General features: G+C 72.2%; 15 protein-coding genes. 12 read left to right on the forward strand and 3 right to left on the reverse strand.

The features are described from left to right. The 11 genes from E1286_RS39465 to E1286_RS39515 form a co-directional block, all read left to right on the forward strand. Nucleotides 1-859: ABC transporter substrate-binding protein (locus tag E1286_RS39465; protein ID WP_132621182.1), on the forward strand; the 859-nt coding region annotated here is incomplete at its 5' end. Between the two features lie 4 nt (nucleotides 860-863). Then, nucleotides 864-1,895, forward strand: a complete 1,032-nt coding sequence (locus E1286_RS39470) for a FecCD family ABC transporter permease (RefSeq protein WP_425464790.1) — start codon at nucleotides 864-866, stop codon at nucleotides 1,893-1,895. Further along, entirely contained in the window at nucleotides 1,892-2,665 is a 774-nt protein-coding gene (locus E1286_RS39475; RefSeq protein WP_132621184.1) for an ABC transporter ATP-binding protein, read from the forward strand. The genes E1286_RS39470 and E1286_RS39475 overlap by 4 nt, the downstream gene beginning before the upstream one ends. Next, nucleotides 2,662-3,300 carry an adenosylcobinamide amidohydrolase gene (locus E1286_RS39480; protein ID WP_132621186.1) on the forward strand — a complete coding sequence of 213 codons (639 nt, stop codon included), beginning with the start codon at nucleotides 2,662-2,664 and terminating at the stop codon, nucleotides 3,298-3,300. The genes E1286_RS39475 and E1286_RS39480 overlap by 4 nt, the downstream gene beginning before the upstream one ends. Nucleotides 3,301-3,363: 63 nt before the next feature. Next, nucleotides 3,364-3,819: a Uma2 family endonuclease gene (locus E1286_RS39485; RefSeq protein ID WP_132621188.1), complete on the forward strand. Its 456-nt coding sequence runs from the start codon at nucleotides 3,364-3,366 to the stop codon at nucleotides 3,817-3,819. A 121-nt stretch (nucleotides 3,820-3,940) separates the two neighbouring features. After that, nucleotides 3,941-5,404, forward strand: coding sequence for a zinc ribbon domain-containing protein (locus E1286_RS39490; protein WP_132621190.1), 1,464 nt, complete (start codon nucleotides 3,941-3,943; stop codon nucleotides 5,402-5,404). Continuing rightward, nucleotides 5,404-7,020 carry a serine/threonine protein kinase gene (locus tag E1286_RS39495; RefSeq protein ID WP_132621192.1) on the forward strand — a complete coding sequence of 539 codons (1,617 nt, stop codon included), beginning with the start codon at nucleotides 5,404-5,406 and terminating at the stop codon, nucleotides 7,018-7,020. Before E1286_RS39490 ends, E1286_RS39495 begins: the two co-directional genes overlap by 1 nt. A gap of 70 nt (nucleotides 7,021-7,090) precedes the next feature. After that, the gene (locus E1286_RS39500) at nucleotides 7,091-7,747 is read left to right on the forward strand and encodes a response regulator (protein ID WP_132621194.1); all 657 of its coding nucleotides are present in this window, start codon (nucleotides 7,091-7,093) and stop codon (nucleotides 7,745-7,747) included. An 89-nt stretch (nucleotides 7,748-7,836) separates the two neighbouring features. Then, entirely contained in the window at nucleotides 7,837-9,906 is a 2,070-nt protein-coding gene (locus E1286_RS39505) for a DUF6421 family protein (RefSeq protein WP_132621196.1), read from the forward strand. Next, a complete protein-coding gene (locus E1286_RS39510) occupies nucleotides 9,903-10,532 on the forward strand; it encodes an SDR family NAD(P)-dependent oxidoreductase (RefSeq protein WP_132621198.1) in 630 nt (209 codons plus the stop codon). The genes E1286_RS39505 and E1286_RS39510 overlap by 4 nt, the downstream gene beginning before the upstream one ends. Beyond that, nucleotides 10,529-11,581 carry a threonine aldolase family protein gene (locus E1286_RS39515; RefSeq protein WP_187368289.1) on the forward strand — a complete coding sequence of 351 codons (1,053 nt, stop codon included), beginning with the start codon at nucleotides 10,529-10,531 and terminating at the stop codon, nucleotides 11,579-11,581. Before E1286_RS39510 ends, E1286_RS39515 begins: the two co-directional genes overlap by 4 nt. Before the next feature lies 1 nt (nucleotide 11,582). Here the strand turns inward: E1286_RS39515 and E1286_RS39520 are convergent, their stop codons facing one another. Then, on the reverse strand, nucleotides 11,583-12,977 hold the full coding sequence (locus E1286_RS39520) for a phytoene desaturase family protein (RefSeq protein ID WP_132621200.1): 1,395 nt from the start codon (nucleotides 12,975-12,977) through the stop codon (nucleotides 11,583-11,585). A gap of 2 nt (nucleotides 12,978-12,979) precedes the next feature. Continuing rightward, entirely contained in the window at nucleotides 12,980-13,612 is a 633-nt protein-coding gene (locus E1286_RS39525) for a DUF305 domain-containing protein (RefSeq protein WP_246075554.1), read from the reverse strand. 160 nt (nucleotides 13,613-13,772) lie between these two features. Here E1286_RS39525 and E1286_RS39530 point away from each other — a divergent pair, with 160 nt between their 5' ends. Further along, a complete protein-coding gene (locus tag E1286_RS39530; protein WP_132621204.1) occupies nucleotides 13,773-14,483 on the forward strand; it encodes a thioredoxin-like domain-containing protein in 711 nt (236 codons plus the stop codon). Nucleotides 14,484-14,504: 21 nt separating this feature from the next. Here E1286_RS39530 and E1286_RS39535 read toward each other — a convergent pair. Next, a partial coding sequence (locus E1286_RS39535) for an alanine dehydrogenase (protein ID WP_187368290.1) occupies nucleotides 14,505-15,159 on the reverse strand: 655 nt, incomplete at its 5' end.

Here is a 15,159-nt window from a genome sequence, read left to right on the forward strand (position 1 = left end):
TGCCCCCGCCGCGTCCTCGCCCTCCTCCGGCGGCTTCCCCGTCACCGTCGAGGCCGCCAACGGCTCGGTGACCATCGCCGAGAAGCCGCGGCGCATCGTCTCGCTCTCGGCGACCCACACCGAGACGCTCTTCGCCATCGGCGCGGGCCCCCAGGTCGTCGCGGTCGACGTCCAGTCCAACCACCCGCCGCAGGCCCCGAAGACGAGCCTGTCCGGCTTCAAGCCGAACGTCGAGGCCATCGTCGCCCAGAAGCCCGACCTGGTGGTCGTCTCCGACGATCTCGGCGACGTCGTGGCCCAGTTGGGCAAGCTCAACGTGCCCGTCCTGCACCAGCCCTCCGCGACCAAGCTGGAGGAGGCGTACGAGGAGATCGAGGAGCTGGGCGCGGCCACCGGCAACAAGGCCAAGGCCGACGAGGTGGTCGCCGGCATGAAGGCGGACCTGGAGCGCCTGGCCGCCGAGGCCCCCAAGGACGCCGGGCTCACCTTCTACCACGAGCTCGACCAGACGCCGTACGCCGCGACGTCGCAGACGTTCATCGGCCAGATCTACGGCCTGTTCGGCCTGACCAACATCGCCGACAAGGCGCCCGACGCGGCGGGCGGCTACCCGAAGTTGTCGGCCGAGTTCGTCGCCCAGGCCGACCCCGACCTGATCTTCCTGGCCGACGTCAAGTGCTGCGGCCAGAACAAGGACGCCCTGGCCCAGCGGCCCGGGTGGAAGAACCTGTCGGCCATCGAGAACGACCACGTGGTCGAGCTGGACGACGACATCGCCTCCCGCTGGGGCCCGCGCATCGTCCAGCTGGCGGAAACCATCGGCGCCGCCGTGGCCAAGGCCGAAGCCGGCGCGAGCTGACGTGGTGACGCGGGCCCGACCCTCCAGGGCCAGACCGCTCTGGGTGGCCTGCGCCCTGGGCGTGCTGGCGGCCTCCATGCTCGCCGGGCTGCTCGACGGCGCCGCCGACATCTCGCCCTGGCAGGTGGTGCTCCAGGTGGCCGACTGGCTGCCGTTCGGGCACGTCGACTCCGGCCTGGCGCCCGTCGAGCAGGGGCTGCTGTTCGAGCTGCGGCTGCCGCGGGTGCTGGTCGCCGCCGTGGTGGGCGGGCTGCTGGCCATAGCGGGAGCGGCCTACCAGGGGGTGTTCCGCAACCCACTGGCCGACCCGTACCTGCTGGGCGCCGCCGCCGGGGCCGGGCTGGCGACGACCGCGGCGATCGTGCTGCTGCCGTCGTCGGCCGCGAGCATCCCGGTCGCCGCGTTCATCGGGGCGCTCGGGGGCGTGTTCCTGGCGTACACGCTGGGCAACACGGCCGGGCGGGCCGGCGGCACCGCCACGCTGGTGCTGGCCGGGGTGGCGGTCACGTCGTTCCTGACCGCGATCCAGACGTTCGTCCAGCAGTTCAACGTCGAGGAGTTGCAGCGGGTCTACTCGTGGATCCTCGGCGACGTCGGCGGCGGGTGGGACCAGCTCTGGCTGGTCCTGCCGTACGCCGCCGTCTCCGCCGTCGTGCTGCTGCTGCACGGCCGGATGCTGGACGTGCTGTCGGTGGGCGACGACGAGGCCTCCGGGCTCGGCGTGCGAGCGGCGCGGGTGCGTTTCACCGTGCTGCTGGCCGCCTCCCTGGCCACCGCCGCGGCCGTGGCGGTGAGCGGGCTGATCGGGTTCGTCGGCATCGTCGTCCCGCACGTCGTCAGGCGGCTGGCGGGCGGGTCGTACCGGATCGTGCTGCCGCTGTCGCTCATCGGCGGGGCGGCGTTCCTGGTGCTGGCCGACCTCGTGGCCCGAACCGTGCTCGCCCCCGCCGAGCTGCCGATCGGCGTGGTGACGATGTTCGTCGGGGCGCCGTTCTTCGTCGGCGTCCTGCGCATGACCAGGCGGGCCGTCACGTGATCCGCACCCAGGACGCGTCGGTACGCCTCGGCGACCGCGAGGTGCTGTCCGGCGTGGACCTGCACGTGCGGCGCGGCGAGTGGACGGCCGTCATCGGGCCCAACGGCGCCGGCAAGTCCACCCTGCTCAAGGCGCTCATGGGGCTGGTCAAGCACCAGGGCGAGATCCTGCTGGACGCCCGTCCTGCCGCGACGCTGAAGCCGCGCGCCCGGGCCCGGCTCGTCGCGTACGCGCCGCAGGCGCCCGCACTGCCGCCGGACATGACGGTCTTCGACTACGCGCTGCTGGGCCGGACGCCGTACATCCCCTACCTGGGGCGGGAGAGCGCGCACGACCGGGAGGTGACGGAGTCCGTCCTCGACCGGCTCGACCTGGGCGAGCTCGCCATGCGGCGCGTCGGCGAGCTGTCGGGCGGGGAGCGGCAGCGCGTGGTGCTGGCCAGGGCGCTCGCGCAGGAGGCGCCCGTGCTGCTGCTGGACGAGCCGACGACCGCCCTCGACCTCGGCCACCAGCAGCAGGTGCTGGAGCTGGTGGACCGGCTGCGGCGCGCCGACGGGCTCACCGTCGTCACCACCCTGCACGACCTGACCGTCGCCGGCCTGTACGCCGACGCCCTGCTGCTGCTGGCCGGCGGCCGGGCGGTGGCCGCCGGCGAGCCGTCCCAGGTGCTGACCGAGGAGGCCGTCGGGCGGCACTTCGACGCCCACGTCAAGGTCGAGCCCGGCCCCGACGGCCGGCCCGTCGTGCACCTGGTGAGGGGAGGGCCGTGAAGCTCACGTACCGGACGGAGGACGGCGCGCGGCTCGGGACGCTGCTCTGGGAGTTCGGCCCAGGCTGGCGGATGATCTCCTCGGCGATGCTCGGCGGCGGCATCGGGCCCCGCGAGTGGGTGCTGAACGCCCAGGTGGTCGCCGGGTACGCGCGGATGGACCCGGCCGAGCACCTGGCCTCCTTAGGCCCGGGCGGCGACGGGGTCGGCATGATGACCGCCGCGTCCGTCGACCGCTGCGTCCGGGCCGGCGACGGGGGAGTGGAGGCGTACGCGACTGTCGGGCTGCGGGTGCCCACCTGGGCCGCCGCCCCCGACGGGCACGCGGACCCCGAGCTCGCGCCCATCCGGGTGGGCACGATCAACATCCTCGTCGTCGCCCCCGTGGCCATGACCGACGCGGCGCTGGTCAACACCGTCATGACCGTCACGGAGGCGAAGACGCAGGCGCTGGTCGAGACCGGTTACCCCGGCACCGGGACGGCCTCGGACGCGGTCTGCGTGGCCGTGCCGGCAGAGGGGCCGCAGGAGGTGTTCGGCGGCCCCCGGTCGGAGTGGGGCGCCCGGATCGCGCGCGCCGTGCACGCGGCGGTGAAGAGCGGCGCCGAATCGTGGCGTCCAGGTGACTCTGCGTAAGGAAATTCGGGCAAGTAGCATGTGGCCGAGGGCAACGATCCCGATACCCGGCGGGTGACCGTTATGGCGACGAGCGAACCGACCACGAGGCGCACGGTTCTTCCCGGTGCGCCGCCGTTCACGGTCGACGACCTGCTGAAGTTCCCCGACGACGGGAACCGTTACGAGCTCTTCAACGGGAGCCTTGTCGTGAGCGCCGCCCCCACCCCCCTGCACCAGCGCGCCATCTCCCGTCTGCTGCTCATCCTGGAGACCGCGGCGCCGTCGGGACTGGAATGCCTGACGACGGTCAACGTCCGCCCGAGCGACAGCGACTTCTACATCCCTGATCTCGTCGTCGTGAGCGAGGAGGTCAGCGACTCGGACGAGGGGCCGACGCTCTACGTCTACGAGCTCGACGGCGACTCCTACAAGGGCCCGGCGACCCACAAGGCGGGCACCCCGGCGACGCTGACCGCGCCCTACCCTCTGAGCTTCGATCCCGCCTGCCTGGCCGGCCCCCGCATCACGCGCTCGTAGCCGCCGGGAGTAACGCCGGGGGCGCGTTCCGCGATGGGTCGGCGTAGGTGACTGTACGGCGATCCCTTGACTTACGGCACCTGCTTGCGACGCTGGTCGTATTCCTGCGTTTGGAGCGGAGATGGCGCGCCTCACAGCCCTTGCCGGCGGCATCGCGGTGGCCCTCGCGCTCATCGCCGTGCCCGTCGCGGCGCACGAGCACCCGAGCGGGATCACCGACCTGGTGACCCCGGCGGTCGTACGAGTGGAAGCCGTCTCCCACGTGGAGATCACCCTGCTCGACCACGTAGGCCGGCTCAGACACGTGGAGCGCTCCTACGACATCCCGTTCGGGGCGGGCACGGGCACCGTCGTCAACCCCGACGGCACGATCGTCACGCTCCGGCGGGTGGTGGACAACCCCGACGACGTCGCCGTCCTCGCGGCCAACAAGATCTTCGCCGAGCACCACGACGTGAAGATCCCGGAGGACGACGAGAAGCACCGGCTCCGGGACGACCTGCTCGACCGGCACCTGCAGGACTGCTACCCGCCCAAGAGCGACACCGCCACCTGCATCATCGACGTGACCACGGAGATCACCGCCTACCCGAACGTCTCGCCGCCCAGCGCCGACGGGTTCAAGGTCAAACTGCTCGAGGCGGGCCCCGATCCCGACAGCCCGGCCGTGCTGGCGCCGGTGACGCCCGTCGTCGGCGGCGTCGGGATGCCGACCGCGCCGCTCGCCGACAAGGTGCCCGGCCAGGAGGGCTCGCCCACCAGCGTGGCCGGCTTCCTCGGCCGGCCGGGGCCGGAGGTCGCGCACACCGTCGAGATCGCCCACCTCGGCAAGGGCGGCGCGTCGGGAGACGGGGGCAGGCCGTTCGCCGACCCCGAGGAGAAGGCGGACGAGCCGGTCAAGATGGGCGGGCTCGCCGACAAGGGCATGGCGGGGGCGCCGGTGATCGGCGACAAGGACGGCCACGTCATCGGCCTGCTGGTCGGCGGCGGCAAGGACGGCAGGATGATCGGCGTCAGGGAGGTCACCGCCGTGCTCGCCGAGGCGAAGGTGGTGCCGCGCCGGGGCGCGATCGACACGGCGTTCGAGGCGGCGCTGACCCGCTACCACACGAAGTACTACACCGAGGCCGCGCCCGGGTTCCAGCGGGTGCTGGAGCTCTATCCCGGCAACGTGGTCGCGGCGGAGCTGCTGAAGACCTCGCTGGCCAAGCGGGGCGGCCCCGAGGACCAGGGGACGCGGAAGGCGGCGAGCACGGCCGCCGCCTCGACGCCGCTGTGGCCGTTCCTGGTGGCGGCCGGGATCCTCTTCCTGGTGGCGGGCGGCGGAGCGTATCTGCTGTGGCGCCGCCGCACTCCTGACCTGGAGCCCGCGCCGCCGGAGCCACCGGCGGCCGGTCCGGTGTTCGACGACGGCGCGAACCAGACGGTGGTCGTGCGCAGGTCCCAGTCGTTCCCCGTGGTCCCGCAGGAGCAGCAGGTAATGACCGCGTCCGACCCGGCGATCAAGTACTGCACCTCGTGCGGCATGAGGCTCGGGCCGGCGCACCGCTTCTGCGGCTACTGCGGCCACCCGAGCGAGACGTGATGCCATTGAACGAAAGATCGCTCATCGGCCAGGAGGTGGCCGGGTACTACGTCGAGAACATCGTCGGCAAGGGCGGCATGGCCGTCGTCTACCTGGCGCTCGACCCCCGGCTCAGCCGCCGCGTGGCGCTGAAGATCCTCAACCCCGTGCTCAGCGTCGACGACAGGTTCAGGCAGCGGTTCATCCTGGAGTCCAGGACGGTCGCCAGCATCGAGCACCCCAACATCATCCCGATCTACGAGGCCAACGCCGACGCCGACGGCGTGCTGTACATCGCCATGCGCTACGTCGACGGCCTCGACCTGCGCCGGCTCATCCACGACCGCGGCCCGCTGCCGCTCGGCCAGGCGAACCAGATCTTCGCCCAGGTCGCCGCCGCGCTCGACGCCGCGCACGCCCACGACCTGATCCACCGGGACGTCAAGCCCGCCAACATCCTGCTGGCCGGCGACCACGTCTACCTGACCGACTTCGGCATCACCAAGCACCGCTCGTCGATCTCCGGGCTGACACAGACCGACCAGTTCATCGGCACGCCCCGCTACATGTCGCCCGAGCAGATCAACAAGGAGCACATCGACGGCCGCTGCGACCAGTACGCGCTGGCCTGCGTCGTCTACGAGGCGCTGTCGGGGCAGCTGCCGTTCCAGCGGGAGAACGACATCGCGCTGCTGTGGGCCCACCTGGCCGAGCAGCCGCCGCCGCTGTCGCAGCTGCGGCCCGAGCTGCCGCCGCAGGTGGACGCCGTCATGACGCGGGCGCTGGCCAAGTCGCCCGAGCAGCGTTACGCCAGCTGCGCCGAGTTCGTGACCGCGCTGCGCGACGCGATCAGCGGGCAGCCGTACGAGCCGGCGGGAGGGGCGCGGTACGAGAGGGGCGGGCAGCCGCTCGTACCGCCCCCGAGCCAGAGCCCGCACTCCGGGCCCCACCCCGTGCGGCCCGCACCCTCGCAGGGGCCGGCGCGCAGGGTGGCCGTGACGCGGCCCGCGCGGCACTCGGCGGCGCGCAGGCGGCCCGGCCGGCTGCCGATCGTGGCCGCCACGCTGGTGGCCGCCGCCGCGGCGCTCGCGCTGGTCGCGTTCATCGTCGTCAGCGAGCAGGCCGAGACCTGGCTGCGCTACAAGACGAGCGCCGCCGCGCCGCTCACGTTCGACTACCCGGGGAACTGGACCGTCCGCACCCATCAGGACCTCTTCGCGGTGGTCTCCCCGCACGCCTCGGCGTTCGAGGAGTTGTTCGTGGCCGGGCCCGGCGCCGACTGGACGGCCGTCTCCGAGATCGTCGCCGGCGAGCCGGACAGCGTCTCCGGCGTGTACGTCCAGGTCTCCGACACCCTCGACGCCGGCGGCACCTCGGAGCAGATGAAGGCCAAGATGGAGGCCCTGCTGCCCGGCCAGGTCGATCTCGGCAGGCCCGTGCCCGACCAGGCGGGCAACCGCCCGGCCACCCGTTTCGACGGCGCGCTGCACGACCCCGGCACCGGCACCCGGCTCGGCTTCGTCAGCTACGTGATCGAACGCGAGCCCAAGACCATGCTCATCATGTACTTCTGCGCCAGGGCCACCTGCGACGACGCCACCCAGACGAGGATCAGGCAGAGCGTCCACGTCCCGTGACCCGGGGAACCGGCTTGGCACGGCCGTCCAAGGCTGTCCAACGGCGGGGCGGACGTCTAGCCTCCGGTGTGTGGGCATACGCATCGTCATCGCCGACGATCAGGCGATGGTCAGGGCCGGGCTGCGCATGGTCGTCGAGAGCGATCCCGGCATGGAGGTCGTCGGCGAGGCGGCGGACGGCCGCGAGGCCGTCGCCGTGTCCCGGCGCACGCGCCCGGACATCGTCCTCATGGACATCTCGATGCCCCGGCTCGACGGGCTGTCGGCGGCCAGAGAGCTGCTCGACACCCCGTCGCCGCCCAAGGTCATCACGCTGACCACGTTCGACACCGACGAGAACCTCTACGCCGCGCTGCGCGCCGGCACCAGCGGGTTCCTGCTCAAGGTGTCGCCTCCCGAGCAACTGCTGGAGGCCATCAGGGTGGTGCACGCCGGCGACGCGCTGCTCGACCCGGCGGTGACCAGCCGGGTGATCGCCACGTTCGCCGGCCGGGAGGAGCCGAAGCCGCCCCCCGCGCTCGGCGAGCTGACGCCGCGTGAGCTGGAGGTGCTGCGGCTGCTGGCCCGCGGCCTCACCAACGCGGAGATCGCCCGCGAGCTGTACGTCGGCGAGGCAACGGTCAAGACACACGTGGCGCGGGTGCTGATGAAGCTGTCGCTGCGCGACCGGGCCCAGGCCGTCGTCTTCGCCTACGAGAGCGGCGTCGTACGGCCAGGAGCCGGCTGAGCCGTCTCGGCATGCGGAAGGGTTGGCGGACTTTGCTCGTCCTGTGTGTATATTTTCCGTCAGAAAGCGGAGAAAACGGGAGATATTTCATGCAGGCGTTCCCGCGAGTGTTGTTCGACGAGGCCCACAGTGAGTCGTGGACCATCCGGCGCGAGGTGGCCGAGGCGGTCAACCCGGCCCACCCCGACGACTCCAGCTACGCCGGCGCGGCGGGGGTGCTGCGCCACCTCGGTCACACGGTCACGGCCCGCACGGAGGGGGCGCTCGACGCCGCCGCGCTGGCCGGCCAGGACGTCCTGGTGATCGCGCACCCGTCGGGGGAGCGGTGGGAGCGGACGACCGGCCAGGGCAGCCCCGTCTTCTCCGCCGCCGAGCTGGACTCCGTCGAGTCCTTCGTCGCGGCCGGCGGCGGCCTGGTCGTCCTCGCCGAGGAGGAGCAGGACAAGTACGGCAACAACCTCAACGAGCTGCTCGCCCGGTTCGGCGTCCGGGTCCGGCACGCCACCGTGCGCGACCCCAGGAACGCCCACCGGGACGTGGCCACCTGGGTCCTCGGGGAACGTGCCACCGAGTCCGGGCTGCTGGCCGGGGTGCGCACGGCGTGCTTCTACCGGGCCGGCGCGCTCGACGTCTCCGCGCCGGAGGCGGTCGTGCTGTTCGCGTCGTCGCCGTCCGCGGACCCGGCGGGCGCGCCGCTGGCGGTCGCGCTCCGGCACGGCGCCGGCCGCGTGGTCGTCTTCGCCGACTCCGACCTGTTCGGCGACGACTCGCTGGACGACTACGACCACCGCAGGCTCTGGGGCAACATGATCACCTGGGCCGCCAGGGTTCCCGAGGCCGGCCCGGGCCCGGCGGTGTCGGCCGAGGACGGCAAGGCGGCCGTGTTCGCGCGGCTCAAGGCGGACGTGGAGGAGTTCCGTCCGCTGCAGGTCAAGGACGGCTCGGTCCCGGAGGAGAAGGAGCGGGGCAAGGCGCTGCTGGCGCAGATCAGCGCGAGCCTGGGCGAAATTTCGCAGTATTTCCCCCATGACGCCGCGTACCTGGCGGCCGTGCGGGACGACCTGGCCGACTGGGCCGCGCAGGACCTCGGCGTGCCCGACTTCCTGCGCTCGCTGGAGCTCTTCCACCCCGACACCCAGCGCGTGGACGGGCTGGAGCACGTCGTCGTCTTCCCGATGTACACCCAGAACGGCAACCGGGACCGCAACCTGGAAGCCGTCTGGATCCGGACGATCTGGCCCGACTGGCTGGCCCGGCTGGAGGCCGGCGGCTACGACAACGCCATGTTCGTGCCGATCGCGTTCGTGGACTTCACCTCCGGCTACGACACCCACTCCGCCGTGCTCTTCCCCGAGACGGTCGCGGTGCGCCGCGCGCCGGAGCGCTTCACCTGGGGCGGGATCTTCGCCGACCGCGAGGCCGGCCGCTTCCGCCGGGTGTCCAGGGCCGCCACCGAGACGCTCAAGGTGGACCTGCCGCCGGACGCCGACCGGCTGCTCGCCTCCCAGCAGCTCGCCCAGGACACCTTCGTGCTGTGGGACCTGGTGCACGACCGCACGCACAGCCACGGTGACCTGCCGTTCGACCCGTTCATGATCAAGCAGCGGATGCCGTACTGGCTGTACGCGCTGGAGGAGCTGCGCTGCGACCTGACCGCGTTCGGCGAGGCCGTGAAGCTGGAGCAGCAGGGCGTGCCGCACGCCCGGTACGTGCAGCTGGCGATCCTGTTCGACCGGCTGTTCCGGTTCCCGATCACGGGGGAGCGGGTGCGCAACTACGACGGGCTCGGCGGCCAGCTGCTCTTCGCCTACCTGCACCGCAACGACGTCGTGCGGTGGACCGACAACCGGCTGTCCATCGACTGGGACCGGGTCGCCGCCGGGGTCGCCGACCTGCGCGGAGAGGTCGAGAAGCTCTACCGCGACAGCATCGACCGGCCGAAGCTGGCGCACTGGCTGGCGGCGTACGAGCTGGTGAGCGCGTACGTGGCGCCGCACCCCGCCTCCACCTGGGCCAAGGGCGTCGAGGCGCTGCCGGAGGAGCAGAAGGCCAAGGTGGACGCGGTGCTGCCGGACGAGTTCCCCCTCAGCATGTTCTACGAGGCGCTGCGCCGTAAGCTGGCCGAGGTGGTCGAATCGACTGAAGGACTCCGAGCATGATCATTCTGGTTACCGGGGCAGGAGGGCCCACCGGTGAGGCTGTTTCCGAATATCTCTGGAAAAAGGGCCACACCGTCATCGGCGTCGACAAGGACGACGTGGACCTGCTCGACCGCGCGGCCGTCCAGCAGCTGGCGGCCCGGATCGACCGCGAGCACGGCCGCGTGGACGGCGTCGTCCACCTCGTCGGTGGCTGGCGCGGCTCGCCTTCGTTCGCCGAGACCAGCCTCGACGACTGGGACGTCCTGCACGACCTGCTGATCCGCACCCTCCAGCACGTGTCGCTGGCCTTCGAGCCGCTGCTGCGGCGCAGCGACAACGGCCGCTTCGTGATCGTCTCCGCCAAGGCGGCCGAGCGTCCGAGCGCCGGCGGCGCCGTCTACGCGGCGGCCAAGGCGGCGGCGGAGGCGTGGACGCTCTCCCTGGCCGACGCGCTCAAGGACACCTCCAGCGCGGCGACCGTCCTCGTCGTCAACGCCCTCGTGAACGACGCCATGCGCGCCGAGCGGCCCGACGCGAAGTTCTCCCGTTTCACCGATGTCAACGACCTGGCCAAGGCCATCGGCGGCCTCTACGACCGCTCCTCCGCCGAGGTCAACGGCGCACGATTGGACCTCACTCAGTGAATTCCCGGCACGACCCCCGGCTCAAGGCGTTCGCCAGCGACAACTACGCCGGGGTGCACCCCGAGATCCTCCAGGCCATCGTCACCGCCAACGGCGGACACCAGATCTCCTACGGTGACGACGTCTACACCGAGGCCATGCGGGAGGTCTTCAAGCAGCACTTCGGCGAGCAGGCGCAGGCCTGGCCGGTGTTCAACGGCACCGCCGCCAACGTCGTCTCCCTGCGCTCGATGACCGCCCCATGGGAGGCCGTGATCTGCGCCGAGACCGCCCACATCAACACCGACGAGGGCGGCGCCCCCGAGGTGGCGGGCGGCATCAAGCTGCTGCCCGTGCCCACGCCCGACGGCAAGCTCACGCCCGAGCTGATCGACCGGCAGGCGTGGGGCTTCGGCGACGTGCACCGCGCCCAGCCGAAGGTGGTGTCCATCTCCAACACGACCGAGCTCGGCACCGTCTACACGCCCGACGAGATCGCCGCGATCTGCGCGCACGCCCACGAATTGGGCCTGCGCGTCCACCTCGACGGCTCGCGCATCACCAACGCCGCCGCCGCGCTGGACGTCCCGCTGCGGGCGCTGACCACCGACGCCGGCGTGGACGTGCTCTCCTTCGGCGGCACCAAGATCGGCCTGCTGTACGGCGAGGCGGTCGTCGTGCTGGACCCGGCGGCGGCCTCCGGCGTCGACTACATCCGCAAGACGTACATGCAGCTGTCGTCCAAGATGCGGTTCGTCTCGGCGCAGTTCGAGGCGCTGCTCTCGGGCGACCTGTGGCTGCGCAGCGCCCGCCACGCCAACGCCATGGGCCGCCGCCTGGCCGAGGCCGTGCGCGGCATCCCCGGGGTGGAGCTGCCGCGCGAGGTCGAGGCCAACGCCGTCTTCGCCGTCCTGCCGAAGGACGTGGCCGACCGGCTGCGCAAGCGCTTCCGCTTCTACACCTGGAACGAGGCGACCGGCGAGGTGCGGTGGATGTGCGCGTTCGACACGACCGAGCAGGACGTGGACGCCTTCGCCGCAGCCCTGGCCCAGGAGATGGCGGCGAGCTGAGTCACCGCAGCGCGAGGCGGGCGGCCTGCCAGCCGCCCATGCCGTGGGCGCCCGGCCCCGGCGGCGTGGACGACGAGCAGAGGAACACCCCCGGCAGCGGCGTACGCCACGGGGCCGGCGACCAGACCGGCCGGCGCACGAACTGGACGAGGCTCGCCAGCCCGCCCCCGATGTCGCCGCCCACCAGGTTGGCGTTGGCCGCCTCCAGCTCGGCCGGGCCCATCGCGTGGCGGGCCAGCACCCGCTCGCGGAAGCCGGGCGCGAACCGTTCGATCTGCGCCTCGACGACCTCGGTCATGTCGAGGCGCGAGCCGTTCGGGACGTGGCAGTAGGCCCACAGGGTGTGCCCGCCGCGCGTCGGGTCGGCCGCGTACGGCTGCACGAGCAGCACGTACGGCCGGGGCGAGTGCCGACCGGCGGCCATCTCGGCCTCGCTGAGCGCGATCTCCTCCAGCGTGCCGCCGAGGTGCACCGTGCCCGCCCCGGCCACCGCCGGGTCACGCCACGGCACCGGCCCGTCGAGCGCCCAGTCGAGCTTGAACACCCCGGGCCCGTAGCGGTAGCGGGCCAGCCGCCGCCGGTAGCCCGCCGGCAGGTCCGCCATCGCCAGGAACTGCCGGGGTGTCACGTCGAGCACCACGGTGGGCGCGTCGAGCTCGGCCAGGCGCCGTACGCGATGGCCGCTCACCGCCTCACCGCCCAGCGACCGCAGCTCGGCGACCAGCGCGTCGGCCAGCCGCTGGGACCCGCCCCTGACCAGCGGCCAGCCCACCACGTGCGCCAGCGCGGCGAGCATCAGCCCGTAGCCGGCCGTCATGGGGGAGCGCAGGTCGAGCACCGAGTGGGCGGCCATGCCCGCGAGCAGCGCGCGCCCCTCCACCGTGCGGAACGCCCGCCGGGCCAGCGTCGTGGCGGGCAGCGCCCCGGCCAGGCCGAACCTGGCCGCCCGCGCGAACGTCATGGGGTGCGGCGGCCACGGTCCGAGCGGCTTGAGCAGCAGGTCGATCAGCGGCAGCCCGGCCCGCGCCGCCGCGCCCGCGGTCGCCAGCCACACGCCCGCGTCGCGCCCGAGCCCCTCGGCGGTGCGCCGCGGGTCGCGGTGGACCAGCACGGCGGGACGGCCGTCGAGCGGATGGGCCGCGGCCACCGGCGGATGGGCGAACTCGACGCCCTTGAGCTCCAGGTCGCGGAAGGCGGGGGAGGCCAGCGTCATCGCCATCACGGTCGCGCCGATGTCGTGAACGCGCCCCGGCAGCGTCAGCTCCGCCGACCTCAGCCCGCCGCCGAACCGCTCGGCCGCCTCCAGCAGCAGCACCTTGCGCCCGGCGCGGGCCAGCATGACCGCCGCGACCAGCCCGTTGGGCCCCGAGCCCACGACGACCGCGTCGGCGCTCATGGCTACTGCCGCGGCAGGATCGACGGGTACGGCTGCGCACCGTGCCGGCGCAACAGGTCGGTCATGAGCGTGATCTCGGCGGTCTGCCCGTCGATGATCTTCTGTGCCATGCCGGCCACCTCGGGGCGGTCGGAGAGCTTGAGCAGGCCCTGCGCCATCTCCACGCCACCCTCGTGGTGGCGGATCATGAGCTGCAGATAGAGCACCTCGGCCTGCGCGCCCGTCGCCTGCTTGAGCTTCGTCAGCTCCTGTCTCGAGGCCATGCCCGGCATCTCCGCCACCGAGTCGACCGGCTTCATCGGGGTGCCGCCGTGCGCGTGACCGCTCATCCACGCCATGGGACGCTGGCCGCTCACCTGGCTCAACCCCCACGCCTGCAGCCAGCCGAGGAACATGCCGCGCTGGTTGGACTGCGTGGTGATGATGTCGAACGCCAGGTTCCTGATCTCCGGCGCGGGGCCCTTGTCCCTGACGATGAACGACATCTCCACGGCCTGCGCGTGGTGCGCGGCCATGTCACGGGCGAACCCCGCCTCCGCAGAGGCGTCGCCGGGCGTGCCGCCCCGGCCGAACAGCAGGAACGCGGCCGCGGCGAGCACCAGCACACCGCAGACGACCAGGACGGGATTCCTCACAGGCTTCTCCATGGCCCGTCCAGCCTACCCACTCGGGGCTGCGCTCCTCCGGCGTGCCTGCCGCGTACCAAGCTGTGATCGGAGCTTATGCGCCGCTTATTCTCCGCATACGCCCAGAGGGCATAGGGTGACCCGCAGTTGGTACGCCGATGGAGGGACGATGACGAAGGAGAAGGCGCACGCGAGGCGCGAGCATCTGCAGAAGATGCGGGCCGAGCAGAAGCGCAAAGAACGCCGAGCCGCGCTGCTCATGTGGGGCGCCGGCGGGCTCATCGTCGTGCTGCTCGTCGGCGTGGTCGGTTTCTACCTGGTCAGGCGGGCGGAGGAGACCAATCTCGACGCCGTGGTCAGCGTGAAGTACGACGCCGGCCAGCACGTGCCGAACACCGTGACCTACAAGGAGACGCCGCCGATGGGCGGCGAGCACAACAACTACTGGCAGCAGTGCGACATCTACGACCAGCCGATCCACAACGAGCACGCCGTGCACTCGCTGGAGCACGGCGCCGTCTGGATCACCTACCGCCCCGACCTGCCCAAGGCCCAGGTCGACCAGCTGAGGGAGGTCGCCACCTCCACCGGCCAGCAGGACTACATGCTGATGAGCCCGTTCCCCAACCTGCCGTCGCCCATCGTGGTGTCGTCGTGGGGCCACCAGCTGCGCCTGACCGGCCCGCAGGACCCGAAGCTGGAGGCGTTCATCAACCGCTACCAGAACGGCCCTGACACGCCCGAGCCGGGCGCCACCTGCGGCGGCCCCGACGCGATCACCACCACGGCCGACCAGGCGCCGCTGCCGCCCGAGCCCACGGGCAACCAGCAGGCCCCGATGGAGACCCTGGCCCCGACGCCCGGCGAGTCGCAGCAGTAGGAGCCTTCCCGGAGGGCGTGCTCAGCCGAGCACGTCCTCCAGCGGCGTCCACTCCAGGTCGTGCGCGGCGGCCACCGGCCGGCTGGTCAGGTGGCCGTCGTGGGTGTTGAGACCCAGCGCCAGCGCCGGGTCCGCGCGCATCGCCCGCCGCCACCCCTGCTCGGCGATGGCCAGCGCGTACGGCAACGTCACGTTCGTCAGGGCGTACGTCGAGGTGTGCGGCACGGCCCCGGGCATGTTGGCCACGCAGTAGAAGACCGACTCGTGCACCCGGTACGTCGGCTGCTCGTGCGTCGTCGGCCGTGAGTCCTCGAAGCAGCCGCCCTGGTCGATCGAGATGTCCACCAGCACCGAGCCCGGCTTCATCCGGCTGACCAGGTCGTTGGTCACCAGCGTCGGAGCCTTGGCGCCGGGCACCAGAACCGCGCCGATGACCAGGTCGGCGTCCATCACGGCGCGCTCGATCTCCAGCGTGTTGGACGCCACCGTCTGGCAGTGGCCCTGGTAGATCAGGTCGGCCTGGCGCAGCTTGTCGATGTTCCTGTCCAGCAGCAGCACCTCGGCCTGCATGCCGAGGGCGATGGCGGCGGCGTTCATGCCGGACACCCCGGCCCCGATCACCACGACCTCGGCCGCCCGCACGCCCGACACCCCGCCCATGAGCACGCCCCTGCCG

The organism is Nonomuraea terrae (assembly GCF_004348995.1).
Taxonomy (GTDB): Bacteria; Actinomycetota; Actinomycetes; order Streptosporangiales; family Streptosporangiaceae; genus Nonomuraea; species Nonomuraea terrae.

Bases quoted from the DNA above. Each gene is read 5' to 3' on its own strand.
- E1286_RS39485 (WP_132621188.1), top strand. From the start codon at position 3,364: ATGGCGACGAGCGAACCGACCACGAGGCGCACGGTTCTTCCCGGTGCG.
- E1286_RS39490 (WP_132621190.1), top strand. From the start codon at position 3,941: ATGGCGCGCCTCACAGCCCTTGCCGGCGGCATCGCGGTGGCCCTCGCG.
- E1286_RS39495 (WP_132621192.1), top strand. From the start codon at position 5,404: ATGCCATTGAACGAAAGATCGCTCATCGGCCAGGAGGTGGCCGGGTAC.
- E1286_RS39505 (WP_132621196.1), top strand. From the start codon at position 7,837: ATGCAGGCGTTCCCGCGAGTGTTGTTCGACGAGGCCCACAGTGAGTCG.
- E1286_RS39510 (WP_132621198.1), top strand. From the start codon at position 9,903: ATGATCATTCTGGTTACCGGGGCAGGAGGGCCCACCGGTGAGGCTGTT.
- E1286_RS39520 (WP_132621200.1), bottom strand. From the start codon at position 12,977: ATGAGCGCCGACGCGGTCGTCGTGGGCTCGGGGCCCAACGGGCTGGTC.
- E1286_RS39530 (WP_132621204.1), top strand. From the start codon at position 13,773: ATGACGAAGGAGAAGGCGCACGCGAGGCGCGAGCATCTGCAGAAGATG.